Consider the following 18,510-nt stretch of genomic DNA (forward strand, 5'->3'; position numbering starts at 1 on the left):
TTTTGCTAGTAGAGAAATTTAAGACACAATTTTATTATGAACAAAAATCTATTGAAGATCTCATTACTATTTGTAATGACTTGCTTTTTTAGCATTTATGCTTTTGCACAAGCAAAGGCGGATTGGGAAATGCTAGGCTCTACAAGTAATCCTACTACTGGACAAACTTTATCAGCGACGGCTACAATGTCTTACAATTCTGGTAATCCGACCAATAACGATGTAATTAATTTTCCTAATCCTTTACAGACAACTGTTACTCTAAAAAACCATCAATTTGACTGGGGTAGTCAGGGAAGAACGAAATCTAATGTAATTGCAGGATCAGGTGGGACTGTTTTAAACAATTTAGGGTATTTAGGAACTCCTAGTAAATCAATGTATACATCTAACGATGCTGCAGCTGGAACGGGCATTGATATTGCAAATAATCAAGCTTTTGTAATTAATAATTATACAGCTCCTTTAAGACAAAATAAAATACCTACATTAAATAGAACCTACATTGGTGATCTTGAAATAACATTTAATAGACCAGTTAATAATCCTATTGTTCACTTAGCTGGTTTGGGAGGAAATGCATTAAATAATCTCAATTTTTCAACAGAATTTGATTTATTGAGTACTAATGTTAGGTCTGCATCACTCTCGAAATTATCTGGAAATGATGTAATGATTGTAACTAATAACCAAATTAATAATAATGCTACCACAATGAATGGTACTAATGGGGCAGCATCAGGTTCAGTTCAAGTAAATGGTTCAGGAATTACTACGATAACATTTAAAATGTATCTTCGTGGAGATAAAGATTCTAGTTCAGATAATTGGGCTAGTTCAGATACAGCAGTAACTTCTACAGACGGTTTCACATTATCAGTTTCCGCAGTTGAAGATATGGGTTACATTTATGTTCATAAAAAAGCAGTTAGTGAGGTTGCGTCGGTTGATTTTGATTATACTTTGGCTGGGACTTCTGGAAGCAGTTTTTTAAATTTTAAGCTTAATGATAAACCAAATTCTGTAGGAAATGCTTTTGATCTTGGTAATAGCCATGGTGCAGGCGAAGGTCAGTTGTGGGCAGTAATTCAACCAAATAATAATTCTCAGGATGTTCATGTTGTTACCGGAACTCTTTATACAAGACCTGTTGCTGCTCCTAATTGGATTGCTACAACGGTAACCAATGCAAGATCTGTAGATGGTATCGGATCAGGAACTGCTATTTATTCGGATGAACTAGGTGCGGTTTACTTATATGATTCTGGTTCTACAAAAATTTGGGATCCTTCCAATCATTCAGGTGTAAAAATTCTTGATGTTGCTTCTGGTGGAACAGGGAAAGTTTTAGCAGCGGTTGGCGATGATGGTAAAATTTATAAATATTCCGGAAACGGTTCCAATGATACTTGGCAAGTTTTCACAAATGTTGTTCCCGATTTAAGTGGTGCAAATCCATTAAAAGCGTATCGTATTGATGTTCTTCCTTCTACAGAAGATATTTATTTTATTAGAACTGGTGGAAGCGGAAATATATGGAAGGTACCTAGTGCTAATCCTGCAACGGCAACACCAACTATTCTTTACAATACACCAAGTGGAGGAAATGCTGTTTCAGATAATAGCCGAGATATTGCTGTTAGTAACGACGGAACTGTTTTTTCAACCTATTCTGAAGCTATTTATTGGAGAAGTCCAACAGGAAATTGGGTTACTAGTAAAATGACAAGACGATTGTATGGTTTAACTGGTGGTTCTGGAGATCAAGCGTGGGGAATTAATAAGAATAATAGCACATTAATAGAACATAGTATTTATACAAAAGCAACTGCTCCAGTTCCTGCAGGTGAAGAAGCTGTTTGGTTAGATGACGAACGTGTAAGGACGAATTTTATTGGGAATTCTATTATGATTCCAGTTCCGGCAGGTACTTATAAACTCTCTGAAATTGATAATGCAGCATGGAATAATAATTACATTAATATCTATGATCCAACCAATAATTCAAGCTATAATCTTGCAAACAGTGAATCTACAATTAATGTAGCAACAGGTGAAGTTGTAAATGTAGTATATACAAATGCTCTTAAAAATCAAGTTAATGTACCTAATGTTTGTACTACAAATTATGTTGTTACATTCGGAGGAAATGCATCTAGCCCAACCAATGGTCCTGCAATTAATGGTTTTACATCTTACCATTATCGTTATGATAACAATGCAGCCGATGGATATTATATTATCACTAAAAATAATTCGGGATGGTGGGGCGGACCGCCAACGACAAATTTAAGAGATCACTCTGTGGATGCAAGTGGGAATCCTGTAAATGGTTATTTTGCGATTTTTAATGCATCTTATTCTAAAGACGATTTTTTCAGACAGACGGTTACTGGTTTGGTTCCAGGCGTTGTATATGAATTAGCGTTTTGGGTAGCAGATGTCGGTGATAAATTTAGTATTCGACCAAATGTAACAATGGGTATTTTTGATCCTGCAACAGGTCAAGAGATGGCTACTCCAATTAATACAGGTGATATTTCTGCCACTCAATGGAAAAGATATTCTGCTCAGTTTACTGCAACTGCAGCAACTGCAGAAATTTATTTACGAAATAATTCAGTCGGAGGAAATGGAAATGATTTAGCGATTGATGATATTTCCTTTGCACCTGCGCCTCCGCCATTACCACCAATACAAGCTCCGGCTGGATTTACTATAGCTTGTAGTAGTAAGAGTTCAAACCCAGATCAATATCAATTTACGATTGCAAATCCAGGGTCTTCTGGAACTGGTGTTTGGAGTACCGATAACACGAATTTAATAACAATTAATCCAACAACCGGACTAGCAACTGCAGTGTACGGAAAAACAGGAACAGCCGAAATTATTTATCGTTTCACAAGTAATACAGGTTGTATGAGTGAAACAAAACTTGTAGTAAATATTGGAAATTGTGTATGTAATAATCCAGTTACCAACTTCGGTACACCAAATAAAACAAAACATGGAATAACATTGTTAAAAAGAGCAGGTGGAGACGACAATCAATGGCCCATGAACAGACCTTCTGCGCATACCGTATTAGAGTCGAATACGAAAGGTTTTGTCCCAACACGAGTTTCTAAAAATGATCTAGAAACTGTTAAAACAATTAGCAATCCGCAAGAGGGAATGATGGTGTATGATATCACAGATAAATGTTTAAAAATTTATTCTGATGGAGTATGGAAATGCTTTAATACACAAACGTGTCCGTAATTTTTATCAATTAATTTGAAATGTCATGAAAAAAATATTCATCATAAATTCACTTTTGTTAGTTAGTTCATTCAGTTTTGGACAAGTTATTATTGGAGATGCCGTAGGAACTGCAACCGATAAAACATCAGTGCTGCTAGAGTTTTCTAAAGAGAAAAAAGGATTGGTTTTGCCCTATGTAAGAACGATGCCAACAACTGCAACGGGCTTGGTAGAAGGAACAATTCTTCTTGATGCATCATCTTCTGGAGGCTCAAGAATTAAATTTTATAATGCGAATACAACAGCAGGAACTGCTGGTTGGAAAGATCTCAACGGAGAAAATGGAGACGTTGCTACTCAGTTAGCAAACCAACCAACAACAGCGGAAGAAAATAGCTCTAAAGCAATCATTGGTGCAGCGACTTCGTCAGCAAATGGCGTTCTAGTTTTAGAATCCAATACAAAAGCGATGGTTTTACCGACCGTTGCCGATGTTAATGAAATTCCAAGTCCCGCTCCCGGAATGATGGTTTTTGTGAATAAAAATAATGCAAAAAGATTAGCTGTTTTCAACGGTAAAGTTTGGTCTTTTTGGAAACCATAGAATTTAATTCTTAAATAAGGAATCCACCTCGAAAGAGGTGGATTTTTTTATTTGAATTTAGTTGAAGAAACTCTTCTTACATTAAAATGAGATTTAAGAACTAAATCAAATTGTATTTTTTAGCCAGAGAAACCAAGTTGACCGTTTTACTGACTTCAAATTTTTTCATTAAATTTTTTCGGTGACTGTCAACAGTTTGTGGACTGATAAAGAGTTTTTCGCCAATTTCTGTTGAGGTTAAGCCTTCCGCAAGCCAACGCAAAACATCTTTTTCGCGCATCGTTGTTGGTGGAATATTTTGACTATGAATTTTCGAAAATTGAGTTAAAGCCAACTGAGCTTCACGTCCCAAATGCATATCGCCGTTGTAAATACTTCGTATCGCCGTTTCAATTTCGGTTAAGGGTGCGTTTTTGACTAGATATCCAGAAGCGCCGTTGTTCAGCATCTTTACAATAGTTTCTTGATCATCAAGATTGCTTAATCCGATCACTTTGGTATTTGGAAATTTCGAGGTGACTTCAGCGCAAATTTCAACGCCATTTTCTTCTTTTAAATTAATGTCTAAAATCACCACATCGGCTGCATTTTTTTCTAATAATGAAAATAATTCTTCACTTGAAGTAGCTTCACCAAGCATTTCCATGTCTTCTTTATCCTTCAAAAAATTAGAAATTCCTGCAATAATTAAAGGATGATCATCACAAATGATAATTTTTATTTTTTTCATAAATGACATTCTATGTTTACAAAAGTACCATTCCCAGGCGTGGAAGTCCATTTTACGTTTCCGTTCAAAGATTTTACTCGATTTTCAACGCTATTCAGTCCGAGATTTCGTTGCACAGTTTCGAGATCAAAGCCTTTGCCATTATCTTCTACATCAATTAGTAAAACGGGTTTGTCGTAGGTTATTTGCGCCAATATTTCGGTAGCTTCACCATGACGAATGGCGTTAGTAACCAGTTCTTGAACAATTCTATAAATGTTAAGCTGTTGAAACCGATCCGTAATTTCGTCGAGGTTGCTTCCATAAAAGGAAACGGTTGTTTTTTCGGAAGTTATTGACGAACAAAAATGCTGCACCGATTTTTCTAAACCTTGCGCCAAAAGTGTTTCTGGCATTAGGTTTCTAACGATTTGTCGAAGTTCGACAATCACTTTATCGAGTTCGCTCACACTTTTTTGAACGTTTGTATTTTCTTTGAAGGCTTCCGACGATTCTAAATTCATTTTTACGCCTGTAATTCGGCCGCTCAATCTGTCGTGCATATCTCGTGCGATGCGTTTTCTCTCTACCAAACCTCCGTCAATCGTTGCATTAGCAACTTCCAGTTCTTTGGATTGTTGTAAAATTTTAATTTTTTGAGCGTTTCGTTTTTTCCTCTGATTAATCGCGTAAAATGAAAATCCAGAAATTCCTAACAAACTCAATACTGAAGCCCAAATAATGGTGCTTTGCAACCTCGATTTGCTTTCCAAATTCAGGATTTTATTTTCTTTGGTAGCCGTGTCGTATTTGGTTTCTAGCTCCTGAATGTCTTTTTGCTTCTTATTGGTGTTGATGCTGTCATTCAGCTTTTGATATAAATTTTGATAGCGATATGCCTCTTTATAATTCTGCAATTCGTTTTGTAACCACGCCATTTCACCTAAATATTTGAGCTTGTTGTTGGGGTTTTCAAGATAGTTTGCATGCAACAATTCCTCAAGAATCAATTCGGCTTCGATGTATCTTTTTTGAATTTTTAGAAGCTTGTATTTTTCAAATTGAAGACTCTCCAAATCATACGTCACTTTCAGTTTTTTGCATACATCAATACCTTTATCAATGCTTTCAATCGCTAAATTTTGGTTTCCTTTGATGTTTTGAAGATTCGCTAATTGCAAATAATAGTAAGAAGTATATTCTGAATTTGGAGTGGTTTGTAAGATTTTCCAAGCCTCATTTAAACGAGTTTCTGCTTTTTCCAACTGCTTAGAATTGATGTACATATTGGCAATATTCAGCAAAGTCCAAACTTTCGCGCTGTATTCATCCGTTTTTTGATTATCTAGAATTTTGAGGGCTTCGAGAAAATATTGTTCCGATTTTTTATACTCTTTCGTGTTATTCATCGTACTTCCAACATCGGTGTAATAGCTTGCCAAAATTGTTTCGTTTTTGGCTTCTTTCGCTAGTGGAAGACTTTTTTCGATAATAATTTTCAGAAATAAATAATCGTTTCCTCGAAGCTGTTCCAAAGCTGCATAATTATGCCATAAAATAGCTCTGTCTTCGGCAACATGTTTTCCTTTGGCGTTTTTTAGAATTTCGTCGGCTTCTTTATAAATTTCAAGACTTCTTGGGATGTCGTTATCGTAGATAATTCCAGCTTTATAAATCAGTTTTAAACCTTGTAACGCTTTGTTATTTTTGATGTAAGGATCTGCTAAATCTAATTGTTTGAATGCTTTTACGGTGTCGCGATACGCCCAAAAATTAGAAAGCTGCATTATTTTACGGGCTTTCTTGTACGCGTCTTTTTCTTTATTTATTGCTTGTTGAACGCTATCTAAATATTTTTTATCATCTACTTGAGCGAAAAATTTAGAGATTGGGATTGAGACTAGAGATACTACTAAAAATTTCCTAATGATAGAATAGCAGATTGCGAACCCGAAGTTTCTGAAACCCATTGATGGCATGTTTTACAAGTTAACGAAACAAAATGGTCTGAAGATGTGGCACATCAGATTAACAAATGTAAATAAATAAAGTTTGAAATGCAATATTAGGGATTGGTATTCTTATCATATTATCCCCTTTTTAGGGTAGAAAATTGCCCCCGTTGATGGGATTTTAAATCCCTAAACTTACACGTAGCTTTGCAGTATAAGGAATTGGTATATAGTTTTTGATTGTCAATTGCTTATAAACACAAATGATGAAATACAGATACTTAGCTTAAATTTCGTCAGATTTTTAGGCGTATCTGTTTTTTTTTGTGGTTGATTTTCAAGACTTAAGTAAAAGTTATGATAAAGATAAGTCCGAAAATCGAGTGTAACTAATTAAGAGTATTAAATAGATTTGCAGTCCCAAACCCTACATATGCATAAACGATTTTCGTTGGAAAAATTATGTTTAAATGCTGATGTTGTTTGTTATAATGACGGTTAATCAGAATTCAAAACTCACTTATTAATACACAAGTATAATGCTGAATCCAATTGGTAATTTAAAAGACATTTTTATAGGAAAATACATTGAAGATCGAATCAAGGAATGTGGTATTTCTTATGATCGTATTGCTAGATTTATCGATTGGCCAGAAAAGGATCTACCAAAAATTTTTGAATCAAAATCGATAGATACCGATACGCTTTTGCGACTAAGCAAAGTATTGGAATATGATTTTTTTAGGTTGTATTCTCAGCATCTTATTTTTTATGCGCCAGTTGCAGCAATTAATCCAGAGCCAAAGGAGAAAAAGACCGCTCTGCCACAATTTCGCAAGAATATTTACACCCAAGAAGTGATAGATTTTGTTTTAAGATTAATTAGAACAAATGAGAAAACCATTTCGCAGGTTATTGAAGAATATAGAATCCCAAAATCAACACTATACAGATGGATAAGCAAGTATTAACAGGACCTAATTATCAGAAAATATTTCAGGACATTATTGCATACGACTTTCCCGATGTGAAAAAGGAATGCAAAAGTATTTTGGCTAAAGCGAAACTATCATCTCGAGATGTGATTGCGCTGAATCAGAAGATTTTTAAGTCAAACACCAAAGATCACATTGAAAGCTCAAAGTATCGATCGTATGATTTGCAATCCATTTCTGAAATTTTAGAGTATCAACGTAAAAATGAAATTAATGATAGTCAATTAGCGGCTCATTTTTCAATAAGTAGAAATACGGTGCGACGTTGGAAAAATCATTTTTCTTCAAAATAAACTTTAAAATCCATCTTATAGAGGTGGATTTTTTAGTAATCTGCTGATCTCGTAAATATTTGTATATCAAATAATAATTTTGTATCTTTGCACCTCTTTTGGCGCTAACATTGTACGAAACACTTTAAAAATAAATCATTGGGACTCTTTCATTTCATGAAAGGGATTTCGTGTTTATGGTGGTTTCGCCTAGTTTATCGTCCTTAAGAAATAAAGAAAATATTTTGCACTACTCCGTGAAAAGATATACCGGCGTTGCAATTAGAAATTAGCAATAAGAAACTAGAATCAAGAACTAAGACTAATTCTGATAGCGCCAAAAATCAAAAGTCTTTCCTCTTTTTTTCTTTTTCTCCATTCTATTTCTGATATTTTTTAGTGAAAATCAAAATATTTTTTAACCCTTTCTAAACATTTTATGAGTAAGACAACTGCTAAAACTCAGCAAAATCAAAGAATTAACTTTTCTGCGTCTAAAGGAAAGGTGGTAACACCAGACTTTTTGGATGTACAGATTGAGTCATTCAAGGAATTTTTCCAATTGGATACCTTGCCAGATGACAGAACAAACGAAGGTCTATACAAGACTTTCCAAGAGAATTTCCCTATCACGGATTCTAGAAACCAGTTCGTACTTGAGTTTTTAGATTACTTGGTAGATTCACCTCGTTATTCAATTGACGAGTGTGTGGAGCGAGGTTTAACATACTCGGTTCCATTAAAAGCGAGATTGAAATTGTACTGTACAGACCCTGAGCACGAGGATTTCCAAACCGTTATCCAAGATGTATATTTAGGTCCAGTACCGTATATGACCCAAAGTGGATCGTTCATTATCAATGGTGCAGAACGTGTTATTGTAACACAGTTGCATAGATCTCCGGGTGTATTCTTTGGACAAACATACCACGCGAACGGAACGAAGTTGTACTATTCAAGAATTATCCCTTTCAAAGGATCTTGGATGGAATTTACAACGGATATCAACAACGTAATGTATGCGTATATCGACCGTAAGAAAAAATTACCTCTTACAACATTGTTAAGAGCTATTGGTTACGAGTCTGATAAAGATATTCTTCAGATTTTCGACCTTGCAGAAGAAGTGAAAGTTTCTAAAGCAGCGTTGAAGAAAATTGAAGGTAGAGTATTGGCTGCGAGAGTATTGAATACTTGGTTCGAGGATTTCGTAGATGAAGATACAGGTGAGGTAGTTTCTATCGAAAGAAACGAGATTATCTTAGATCGTGAAACGGTTCTTGAAAAAGAACATATTGATATGATTTTGGATTCTGGTGTGAAATCTATTTTGATTCACAAAGAAAATTCTAACGAGTTCTCTATCATTCAAAATACATTACAAAAAGACCCTACAAACTCTGAAAAAGAAGCTGTAGAGTATATCTATCGTCAGTTAAGAAATGCAGATCCGCCAGATGAAGAAACGGCTAGAGGAATTATCGAAAAATTATTCTTCTCAGAACAACGTTATTCATTAGGAGAAGTTGGGCGTTATAGATTAAATAAAAAATTAGGACTTAATATTCCTGTTGATACAGAAGTTCTTACAAAAGACGATATCATCGCGATCGTAAGACACTTAATCGAATTGGTAAACTCTAAAGCAGAGGTTGACGATATCGATCACTTATCAAACCGTAGAATTAAAACGGTTGGTGAGCAGTTAGCAGGACAATTCGGTGTTGGTCTTTCAAGAATTGCAAGAACAATTCGTGAGAGAATGAACGTTCGTGATAACGAAATCTTTACACCAGTTGACTTGGTTAATGCCAAAACATTAACATCCGTAATTAACTCGTTCTTTGGTACCAACCAGCTATCTCAGTTCATGGACCAAACCAACCCACTTTCAGAAATCACGCACAAGCGTAGACTTTCTGCATTAGGGCCTGGTGGTTTATCAAGAGAAAGAGCAGGTTTTGAGGTTCGTGACGTTCACCATACGCACTACGGACGTATTTGTCCGATTGAAACTCCGGAAGGACCAAACATTGGTTTGATCTCTTCTTTGGGTATTTATGCGAAAATCAACACGTTAGGATTCATTGAGACGCCGTACAGAAAAGTAGAAAATGGAAAAGTAGAATTAGATGCAGATCCTATCTATTTAAATGCGGAAGACGAAGAAGATAAAGTAATTGCTCAAGCAATTGTTGATATGGATGCGGATGGAAACATCTCTACAGATAGAGTTATTGCTCGTTTGGATGGAGATTATCCAGTAGTTGAGCCTCAACAAGTAGATCTTATCGACGTTGCACCAAACCAGATTTCTGGTATTTCGGCTTCATTAATTCCATTCTTGGAGCATGATGATGCAAACCGTGCGTTGATGGGATCTAACATGATGCGTCAGGCCGTTCCATTATTGAAAGCGCAAGCTCCAATTGTAGGTACTGGTCTGGAAAAGCAAGTTGCTGCAGATTCTAGAATCTTAATCAATGCTGAAGGAAATGGTACTGTTGAGTATGTTGATGCAAACAAAGTTGTTATCAAATACGACAGAAGCGAAGATGAAAATCTAGTTTCTTTCGAAACAGGAACAAAAGAATACAAACTTCCAAAATTCAGAAAAACCAACCAGTCTACGACAATTACGTTGAAGCCAATCGTAAGAGTGGGTGATACAGTTGAGAAAGGTCAGGTTCTTTGCGAAGGATACGCAACTGAAAACGGAGAATTAGCATTAGGTAGAAACTTAGTAGTAGCCTTCATGCCTTGGAAAGGGTATAACTTCGAGGATGCAATCGTAATTAACGAGAAAGTTGTTCGAGAAGACTGGTTTACTTCGATCCACGTTGATGAATATTCACTAGAAGTTCGTGATACCAAATTAGGTATGGAAGAATTGACAGCGGATATCCCGAACGTTTCAGAAGAAGCTACAAAAGACCTTGACGAAAACGGTATGATCCGTATCGGTGCAGAGGTGAAGCCTGGTGATATTATGATTGGTAAGATTACTCCAAAAGGAGAATCAGATCCAACTCCAGAAGAAAAATTACTTCGTGCTATCTTCGGTGATAAAGCAGGTGATGTAAAAGATGCATCATTAAAAGCAGATTCTTCTTTAAGAGGTGTGGTTATCAACAAGAAATTGTTTGCTAGAAACATCAAAGACAAGAAGAAGAGAACAGAAGAGAAGTTGAAACTTGAAGAGATTGAAAACAAATACAAAGCGACTTTCGACGAGCTTCGTACGACGTTAATCGAGAAACTTCTTACGCTTGTAAACGGAAAAACTTCGCAAGGAGTTATGAACGATTTGCAAGAAGAAGCAATCGGAAAAGGAGTGAAGTTTACACTGAAACTTCTTCAATCTGTTGAAGATTATGTAAACATCAGCGGTTCAGATTGGACGGTTGATAATGACAAAAACGAATTAATCAAACAATTAATTCACAACTATAAGATCAAGTACAACGATATCGCAGGGATCAAAAACCGTGAGAAATTCGCAATTTCTATCGGGGATGAGCTACCAGCAGGTATCATGAAGTTGGCAAAAGTGTATATCGCGAAAAAGCGTAAGCTGAATGTAGGAGATAAGATGGCGGGACGTCACGGTAACAAAGGTATCGTGTCACGTATTGTTCGTCAGGAAGATATGCCGTTCTTAGAAGACGGAACACCAGTAGATATCGTATTGAATCCACTTGGGGTACCTTCTCGTATGAACATTGGTCAGATCTACGAAACCGTTTTAGGTTGGGCAGGTCAAAAACTAGGATTGAAATTTGCAACACCAATTTTCGACGGTGCAGATCTTGACCAAATCACGGAGTACACTGAGAAGGCTGGACTTCCGAAATTCGGAAATACACACCTTTACGATGGTGGTACTGGAGAGAGATTTACACAGCCTGCAACGGTTGGGGTAATCTACATGTTGAAGTTAGGACACATGGTTGATGATAAGATGCACGCGCGTTCAATCGGACCATACTCGTTGATTACGCAACAGCCGTTAGGTGGTAAAGCACAATTCGGTGGTCAGCGTTTCGGAGAGATGGAGGTTTGGGCACTAGAAGCATTTGGAGCATCGAACATCTTGAGAGAAATCTTAACCGTGAAGTCGGATGACGTGATTGGTAGAGCGAAAACGTATGAAGCAATTGCAAAAGGAGAATCAATGCCAGAACCTGGTATCCCAGAATCTTTCAATGTATTACTTCACGAGTTGCAAGGTCTTGGATTAGACGTAAGACTAGAGGAATAATTGACTAGAGACTTAAAGACATGAGATAGGAGACCAATAAAAGGTCTCAAGTCTCAAATCTCTTAATCTTTTAATCTAAAATTAAACAAATGTCAAATAAAAATAAATCAAGTAGATTTACTAAAATCACCATCGGTTTAGCTTCACCAGAGTCTATCCTTCAGGAGTCTAATGGAGAAGTTTTAAAGCCGGAAACGATTAACTATAGAACGCATAAGCCAGAAAGAGATGGTTTGTTCTGTGAAAAAATCTTCGGTCCTGTAAAAGATTACGAATGTGCCTGCGGAAAGTATAAGAGAATCCGTTATAAAGGTATCGTTTGTGACCGTTGTGGGGTAGAAGTTACCGAGAAAAAAGTAAGACGTGAGCGTATTGGGCATATTGGCCTAGTAGTTCCGGTTGCTCATATCTGGTATTTCCGTTCGTTGCCTAACAAAATTGGGTACCTTTTAGGATTGCCTTCTAAGAAATTGGATATGATTATCTATTACGAAAGATATGTCGTTATCCAGCAAGGTATTGCTAAAAAAGCAGACGGATCAGACTTCGAAGACAAAGAGTTCCTTACTGAAGAAGAATATTTGGACGTATTGGAAACGCTTCCAGTTGAAAACCAATACTTAGACGATTCAGACCCGAATAAATTCATCGCGAAGATGGGTGCAGAAGCGGTTGAAGAATTGCTAAGAAGAATTGATTTGGATGCTTTGTCTTTCGATTTGAGACACAAAGCTCACAATGAGGGTTCTAAACAAAGAAGAACAGAAGCTCTTAAAAGATTAAATATTGTTGAAGCATTGAGAGGTGCTAATACAAGAATGATCAACAAACCAGAGTGGATGATCATGAGAGTTCTTCCAGTTATTCCACCAGAATTGAGACCGTTAGTTCCACTTGATGGAGGACGTTTCGCAACTTCGGATTTGAATGACCTTTATAGAAGAGTAATCATCAGAAACAACCGTTTGAAGAGACTATTGGAGATCAAAGCTCCAGAAGTAATCCTTCGTAATGAGAAGCGTATGCTTCAAGAAGCGGTAGATTCATTGTTCGATAACACAAGAAAATCTTCTGCAGTTAAGTCGGAATCAAACAGACCACTGAAATCACTTTCAGATTCATTGAAAGGGAAGCAAGGTCGTTTCCGTCAAAACTTATTAGGTAAAAGGGTTGACTACTCAGCTCGTTCGGTAATTGTCGTTGGACCTAGCCTACAATTGCACGAGTGTGGTCTTCCAAAAGATATGGCAGCTGAACTTTACAAACCATTTATCATTAGAAAACTAATTGAAAGAGGAATTGTAAAAACAGTGAAGTCTGCTAAGAGAATCATCGACAGAAAAGAGCCTGTAGTTTATGATATCCTAGAAAACGTGATGAAAGGTCACCCAGTTCTTTTGAACAGAGCACCTACGCTTCACCGTTTGGGTATCCAAGCATTCCAGCCTAAGATGATTGAAGGTAAAGCAATCCAACTTCACCCATTGGTAACAACGGCTTTCAACGCCGATTTCGATGGTGACCAGATGGCGGTACACTTACCTTTAGGTCCAGAAGCAATTTTGGAAGCTCAGTTATTGATGTTAGGTTCTCAAAACATCCTAAACCCTGCGAACGGTTCTCCAATTACGGTACCTTCTCAGGACATGGTTTTGGGTCTATACTTCATGACAAAACAATTGGATTCTACAGAAACTATGAAAGTTAAAGGTGAAGGTCTTGCTTTCTATTCTCCAGAAGAAGCAGAAATTGCTTACGCTGAAGGACAAGTTTCTTTGAATGCTAAAGTAAAATGTAAACTTCCTGTTAAGGTAGATGGTGAGTTAGTTTCTAAAGTAATTGAAACAACCGTTGGTAGAATTATCTTCAATCAAATCGTACCTAAACAAGTAGGTTATATTGATGAATTGTTAACTAAGAAATCTCTTAGAAACGTTATCGGTAGAATTCTTGCAGACACGGATTTCCCTACAACAGTGAAGTTCTTGGATGACATGAAAGACTTAGGATATACGAACGCATTTAAAGGTGGACTTTCGTTCTCATTAAGTGATATCGTAGTTCCAGCAGAAAAGAAAACCATGATCGCGAAAGCTGTAGAAACAGTAGACGAAATCAAGGCGAACTATAACATGGGTCTTATTACCGATACAGAACGTTATAACCAAGTAATTGACGTTTGGACGAACACCAACGCTAGTTTAACAGAGATGATCATGAGCAGAATGAAATCCGATCAAGGTGGTTTCAACTCTGTGTACATGATGCTTGATTCTGGTGCGAGGGGTTCCAAAGAACAGATTCGTCAGTTATCAGGGATGAGAGGTTTGATGGCAAAACCACAAAAAGCAGGTGCAGTTGGAGCAGAGATTATCGAAAACCCAATTGTAGCGAACTTTAAAGAAGGTCTTTCCATCTTAGAATACTTTATCTCAACTCACGGTGCTCGTAAAGGTCTTGCGGATACCGCTCTTAAAACTGCCGATGCGGGTTACCTTACTCGTCGTTTGGTAGACGTTGCTCAGGATGTAATCATTACAGAAGCAGACTGTGGAACTTTGAGAGGTACAGAAGTTACGGCTTTGAAGAAAAATGACGAGATTGTTGAAAAAATCTCTGAAAGAATCTTAGGTAGAATTTCACTTCATGATATTTACGATCCAGAATCGGATGCAGTAATCGTTCACTCTGGTGATTTGATTAACGAACAACTTGCAAAAGCTATTGAAGCAGCAGGTATCGAAGCTGTAGAAGTACGTTCACCTCTTACTTGTGAAGCTAGAAAAGGTATCTGTGCGAAATGTTACGGTAGAAACTTAGCAACTGGTAAGATGATCCATATGGGAGAAGCTGTTGGTGTAATCGCAGCACAATCCATCGGGGAACCAGGAACTCAGTTAACGTTGAGAACCTTCCACCAAGGGGGTACAGCGGGTAACATCTCAGAAAACCCTTCTATCGTTGCAAAAAGAGACGGTATTGTAGAAATGGATGAAGTAAGAACAATTACTTCTGAAGATGAAAACGGAAACAAAGCGGAGGTTGTTGTTTCTCGTTCTACAGAATTCCGTTTGGTTGCTGATAATGCGGCTAGAACTCCATTGATGATTGCTAACGTACCTTACGGTGCTATCTTAGCAGTAAAACCTGGAGACAAAGTAAGCAAAGGTGACCTTATCTGTAAGTGGGATCCGTATAACGCGGTTATCATTGCAGAAACTGCAGGTAAAGTAGAATACGAGGATATTATCCAAGGGGTATCTTTCCAATTGGAAATTGATGAACAAACCGGTTTCGAAGAGAAAGTAATCTCAGAATCTAGAAATAAGAAAGCCGTTCCTACATTAAAGGTTGTTGATGCTAAAGGTGTTGAACAAAAAGCATACAACTTACCAGTAGGAGCTCACTTAATGGTTAACGATGGTGAAAAAATTAAGGCGGGTAAAGTCTTAATCAAAATCCCAAGAAAATCTGCAAAAGCAGGGGATATCACCGGAGGTCTTCCAAGAGTTACCGAATTATTCGAAGCTCGTAACCCATCAAACCCAGCTGTAGTAACAGAAATCGATGGTGTAGTTTCTTACGGTAAAATCAAGAGAGGTAACCGTGAATTGATCGTTGAGGCGAAAACTGGGGAGAGAAAAATTTACTTAGTTAAATTATCAAACCAGATTCTAGTTCAAGAGAATGACTTCGTAAGAGCGGGATCGCCATTGTCTGATGGTTCTATCACGCCAGACGATATCTTAAGAATTAAAGGCCCAACTGCGGTACAAGAATACTTAGTAAACGAAATTCAAGATGTATATCGTTTGCAAGGGGTAAAAATTGATGATAAACACTTCGAAATTATCGTTCGTCAGATGATGACTAAAGTTTCGATTGTTGATGGAGGAGATACTCAGTTCTTGGAAGCAGCTTTAGAGCACAAATACGATTTCTTAGACGAAAACAACCGAGTATTCGGATTGAAAGTAGTTATGGAAGCTGGAGATTCTAAAGTTTTCAAACCAGGTCAAATGATCACAGCAAGAGAATTGAGAGACGAAAACTCGAAATTGAAGCGTGAAGATTTGCAAATCGTTGAAGTGAGAGAAGCACTTCCTGCAACGGCTACGCCGGTATTGCAAGGGATTACAAGAGCCGCTCTACAAACGAAATCATTCATGTCTGCTGCATCATTCCAAGAAACAACCAAAGTTCTTAACGAAGCGGCGGTTTCTGGTAAGGTAGATTACTTAGGAGGTCTGAAAGAAAACGTTATCGTAGGACACAGAATCCCTGCGGGAACAGGTCTTAAAGACTACCAGAATGTGATCGTAGGCTCTAAAAAAGAGTTCGAAGATATTAACTAAAATAGTTGGTTTTTAGTTTCAGGTTTCAAGTCTAAAGTTTTATCTTGCAAACCTGAAACTATCAACTTTAAACAATAAAAAAAAATTAAAATGGACAACAATCAAAATCAAGATCCAAACAACATTAACATTCAATTGAACGAAATGGTAGCTGCAGGTGTTTATTGTAACCTTGCTTTGGTTAACAATTCTCCATCAGAATTCGTATTGGATTTCATCCAGTTAATGCCAGGTGTACAACAAGCTAACGTAAGATCAAGAGTAATCTTGGCTCCTCTTCACGCGAAGAGAGTTTTGGCTGCACTTCAGCAAAATATCGCTAACTACGAGCAACAATTCGGAGAAATCAAAGAAGTTGAGCCGTTCGTATTAGGTGGAAACAACGTACAAGCGTAATTGGATCTTTGTTTCAAGATACAAGAAATCCCGACCAATGGTCGGGATTTTTTATTGTTTTAATTTGTGAAGTTTTTACTTCTTCAAAGCATTTTCATAACGTTTTGAAACTTCGTTCCAATCTACGACATTCCAAAAAGCAGTAAGATAATCGGCTCTTTTGTTTTGATATTTTAAATAATAGGCATGTTCCCAAACATCAATTCCTAGAATCGGAGTTCCTTTCACTTCCGCCAAATCCATCAACGGATTATCTTGATTGGCTGTTGAAGAAACAACTAATTTCCCCGATCCATCAACCGATAACCAAGCCCAACCAGAACCAAAACGGTCCGCTCCAGCTTTGCTCAACTGCTCTTTTAGTTTAGTGAGGTCACCAAATTGAGTTTTAATGGCTGCAGCAAGTTTAGCCGACGGTTGCGTATTTTTCTGTGGCGTTAAAATCGTCCAAAACAACTCGTGGTTGTAATGTCCACCTGCGTTGTTACGAATTGCTGGACTTAGCGTCGAAATCTTCCCTAAGATCGCTTCTATCGATTCTTTTTCTTGTGGAGTTCCCGCAACAGCTTTATTCAGATTGTTCATGTAACCCGCCGCATGTTTGGAGTAATGAATCTCCATCGTTTGGGCATCAATAGACCCTTCTAATGCATTGTATGCGTACTTCAATGGGGTTTGACTAAATTGTGCAAAAACACCTTGTGCAACGAATAGTGCAGCTAAAGTTGTGATTTTAAAAACGTTCATAACTTTTATTATTTTAATTAGACTCTTTTAATAAGGTATGGATATCCTGAATCAACTTTTCGCGATCAGGATGATATTTTCCATCCAGTTGGGATTCTTCGCCTTTTGCATCCGAATAATTCAATCCAGAATAATACAAAATAGGCTGGTTATTCTCATCAAAACGACATCGTAGCTTTCCTTTTTTATCTACCAAAGCAAACATTCCGCTGTGGTTTAAACTTTCGGCGCCGCTTTCATCTTTACCGACGTAAATATCAAACTCATCAGCGATTTTTCCAATATATTTACGGTCTCCAGTAAGAAAATGCCAATTCGGATTTTTGATTCCTAAACTATCGGCATGCTTTTTCAAACGTTCTGCCGTGTCTTTTTCAGGATCAATCGAAATCGAAATCACACCAAAGTTTGGATTGTTAATTTCTTGATCGATATGCCGAATATTACGATTCATCACAGGGCAAATCGTTGGACAGGTGCTGAAGAAAAACTCAACAACATACACTTTTCCTAGCATGTCTTTGTTGGTAATGGTTTTCCCATTTTGATCCGTTAATGAAAAGCTAGGAACATCCATCACCGTAAAGAGTTCTTTTTGGAAATATCGTTTTCCAAAAAATACAAGCAACCCAATCCCTGCCAATAGTAGAAAGGGCAATATGCGTTTTGACAAGGTCGATTTTTGAGACATTAGTCTTTTTTCTTCAAATATTTTTCGGGGTTTTTAGCGAATTCCGTTTTGCAATGTTTACTGCAAAAACCATAAGTTTTCCCTTTGTAAGCAACGGTTTCCGTTGTGTTTTCATTTGTTTTCATGTCGCAAATAGGATCAATCGCATTGACGATTTTCGTTTTTTTAGTCGTCGTCTGCTTTTTAGGAGATGAAGTTTGCGGTGCTTTTTGCTGCGAATTCATAGAAGCAGAAACTAAAATAAGTGAACAAATAAAAAGAAACTTTTTCATAAAACTTGATTGA

At 37.1% G+C, this 18,510-nt stretch carries 12 protein-coding genes; 7 read left to right on the forward strand and 5 right to left on the reverse strand.

The window, feature by feature from the left end; translation table 11 throughout:
- The first annotated feature begins 36 nt into the window (after positions 1-36).
- Positions 37-3,261 carry a phage tail-like protein gene (locus tag AC5XHR_RS09975; RefSeq protein WP_495950640.1) on the forward strand — a complete coding sequence of 1,075 codons (3,225 nt, stop codon included), beginning with the start codon at positions 37-39 and terminating at the stop codon, positions 3,259-3,261.
- 25 nt (positions 3,262-3,286) lie between these two features.
- Positions 3,287-3,847, forward strand: coding sequence for a phage tail-like protein (locus AC5XHR_RS09980; RefSeq protein ID WP_495950641.1), 561 nt, complete (start codon positions 3,287-3,289; stop codon positions 3,845-3,847).
- Positions 3,848-3,947: 100 nt separating this feature from the next.
- Here the strand turns inward: AC5XHR_RS09980 and AC5XHR_RS09985 are convergent, their stop codons facing one another.
- Entirely contained in the window at positions 3,948-4,577 is a 630-nt protein-coding gene (locus AC5XHR_RS09985; protein WP_495950642.1) for a response regulator, read from the reverse strand.
- Positions 4,574-6,526 (reverse strand): ATP-binding protein, encoded by a 1,953-nt coding sequence (locus AC5XHR_RS09990; RefSeq protein ID WP_495950643.1) that lies wholly within the window; start codon positions 6,524-6,526, stop codon positions 4,574-4,576. Before AC5XHR_RS09990 ends, AC5XHR_RS09985 begins: the two co-directional genes overlap by 4 nt.
- A gap of 521 nt (positions 6,527-7,047) precedes the next feature.
- Here AC5XHR_RS09990 and AC5XHR_RS09995 point away from each other — a divergent pair.
- From AC5XHR_RS09995 to AC5XHR_RS10015, 5 genes are all read left to right on the forward strand, one after another.
- A complete protein-coding gene (locus AC5XHR_RS09995; RefSeq protein WP_495950644.1) occupies positions 7,048-7,479 on the forward strand; it encodes a transposase in 432 nt (143 codons plus the stop codon).
- Complete coding sequence (locus AC5XHR_RS10000) at positions 7,461-7,796, forward strand: helix-turn-helix domain-containing protein (protein WP_495950645.1); 336 nt, start codon at positions 7,461-7,463, stop codon at positions 7,794-7,796. The genes AC5XHR_RS09995 and AC5XHR_RS10000 overlap by 19 nt, the downstream gene beginning before the upstream one ends.
- A 418-nt stretch (positions 7,797-8,214) precedes the next feature.
- Positions 8,215-12,036, forward strand: coding sequence for a DNA-directed RNA polymerase subunit beta (gene rpoB / locus AC5XHR_RS10005; RefSeq protein ID WP_495950646.1), 3,822 nt, complete (start codon positions 8,215-8,217; stop codon positions 12,034-12,036).
- Positions 12,037-12,125: 89 nt separating this feature from the next.
- The gene (rpoC, locus tag AC5XHR_RS10010) at positions 12,126-16,391 is read left to right on the forward strand and encodes a DNA-directed RNA polymerase subunit beta' (protein WP_495950647.1); all 4,266 of its coding nucleotides are present in this window, start codon (positions 12,126-12,128) and stop codon (positions 16,389-16,391) included.
- A gap of 90 nt (positions 16,392-16,481) precedes the next feature.
- Positions 16,482-16,787 (forward strand): DUF3467 domain-containing protein, encoded by a 306-nt coding sequence (locus AC5XHR_RS10015; RefSeq protein WP_495950648.1) that lies wholly within the window; start codon positions 16,482-16,484, stop codon positions 16,785-16,787.
- A gap of 75 nt (positions 16,788-16,862) precedes the next feature.
- On the opposite strand, the gene AC5XHR_RS10020 is transcribed toward AC5XHR_RS10015, so the two are convergent.
- From AC5XHR_RS10020 to AC5XHR_RS10030, 3 genes are read right to left on the reverse strand one after another with little or no spacing between them, the layout of a single operon-like run.
- On the reverse strand, positions 16,863-17,534 hold the full coding sequence (locus AC5XHR_RS10020) for a superoxide dismutase (RefSeq protein WP_495950649.1): 672 nt from the start codon (positions 17,532-17,534) through the stop codon (positions 16,863-16,865).
- A gap of 13 nt (positions 17,535-17,547) precedes the next feature.
- Complete coding sequence (locus AC5XHR_RS10025) at positions 17,548-18,207, reverse strand: SCO family protein (protein WP_495950650.1); 660 nt, start codon at positions 18,205-18,207, stop codon at positions 17,548-17,550.
- A 17-nt stretch (positions 18,208-18,224) separates the two neighbouring features.
- Complete coding sequence (locus AC5XHR_RS10030) at positions 18,225-18,497, reverse strand: YHS domain-containing protein (RefSeq protein ID WP_495950651.1); 273 nt, start codon at positions 18,495-18,497, stop codon at positions 18,225-18,227.
- Between the last annotated feature and the right edge of the window lie 13 nt (positions 18,498-18,510).

This window comes from Kaistella sp. CFF1-2 (assembly GCF_059509915.1).

Coding starts and splice junctions, on each gene's coding strand:
- AC5XHR_RS09975 (WP_495950640.1), top strand. CDS start 37: ATGAACAAAAATCTATTGAAGATCTCATTACTATTTGTAATGACTTGC.
- AC5XHR_RS09980 (WP_495950641.1), top strand. CDS start 3,287: ATGAAAAAAATATTCATCATAAATTCACTTTTGTTAGTTAGTTCATTC.
- AC5XHR_RS09985 (WP_495950642.1), bottom strand. CDS start 4,577: ATGAAAAAAATAAAAATTATCATTTGTGATGATCATCCTTTAATTATT.
- AC5XHR_RS09990 (WP_495950643.1), bottom strand. CDS start 6,526: ATGGGTTTCAGAAACTTCGGGTTCGCAATCTGCTATTCTATCATTAGG.
- AC5XHR_RS09995 (WP_495950644.1), top strand. CDS start 7,048: ATGCTGAATCCAATTGGTAATTTAAAAGACATTTTTATAGGAAAATAC.
- AC5XHR_RS10000 (WP_495950645.1), top strand. CDS start 7,461: ATGGATAAGCAAGTATTAACAGGACCTAATTATCAGAAAATATTTCAG.
- rpoB (WP_495950646.1), top strand. CDS start 8,215: ATGAGTAAGACAACTGCTAAAACTCAGCAAAATCAAAGAATTAACTTT.
- rpoC (WP_495950647.1), top strand. CDS start 12,126: ATGTCAAATAAAAATAAATCAAGTAGATTTACTAAAATCACCATCGGT.
- AC5XHR_RS10015 (WP_495950648.1), top strand. CDS start 16,482: ATGGACAACAATCAAAATCAAGATCCAAACAACATTAACATTCAATTG.
- AC5XHR_RS10020 (WP_495950649.1), bottom strand. CDS start 17,534: ATGAACGTTTTTAAAATCACAACTTTAGCTGCACTATTCGTTGCACAA.
- AC5XHR_RS10030 (WP_495950651.1), bottom strand. CDS start 18,497: ATGAAAAAGTTTCTTTTTATTTGTTCACTTATTTTAGTTTCTGCTTCT.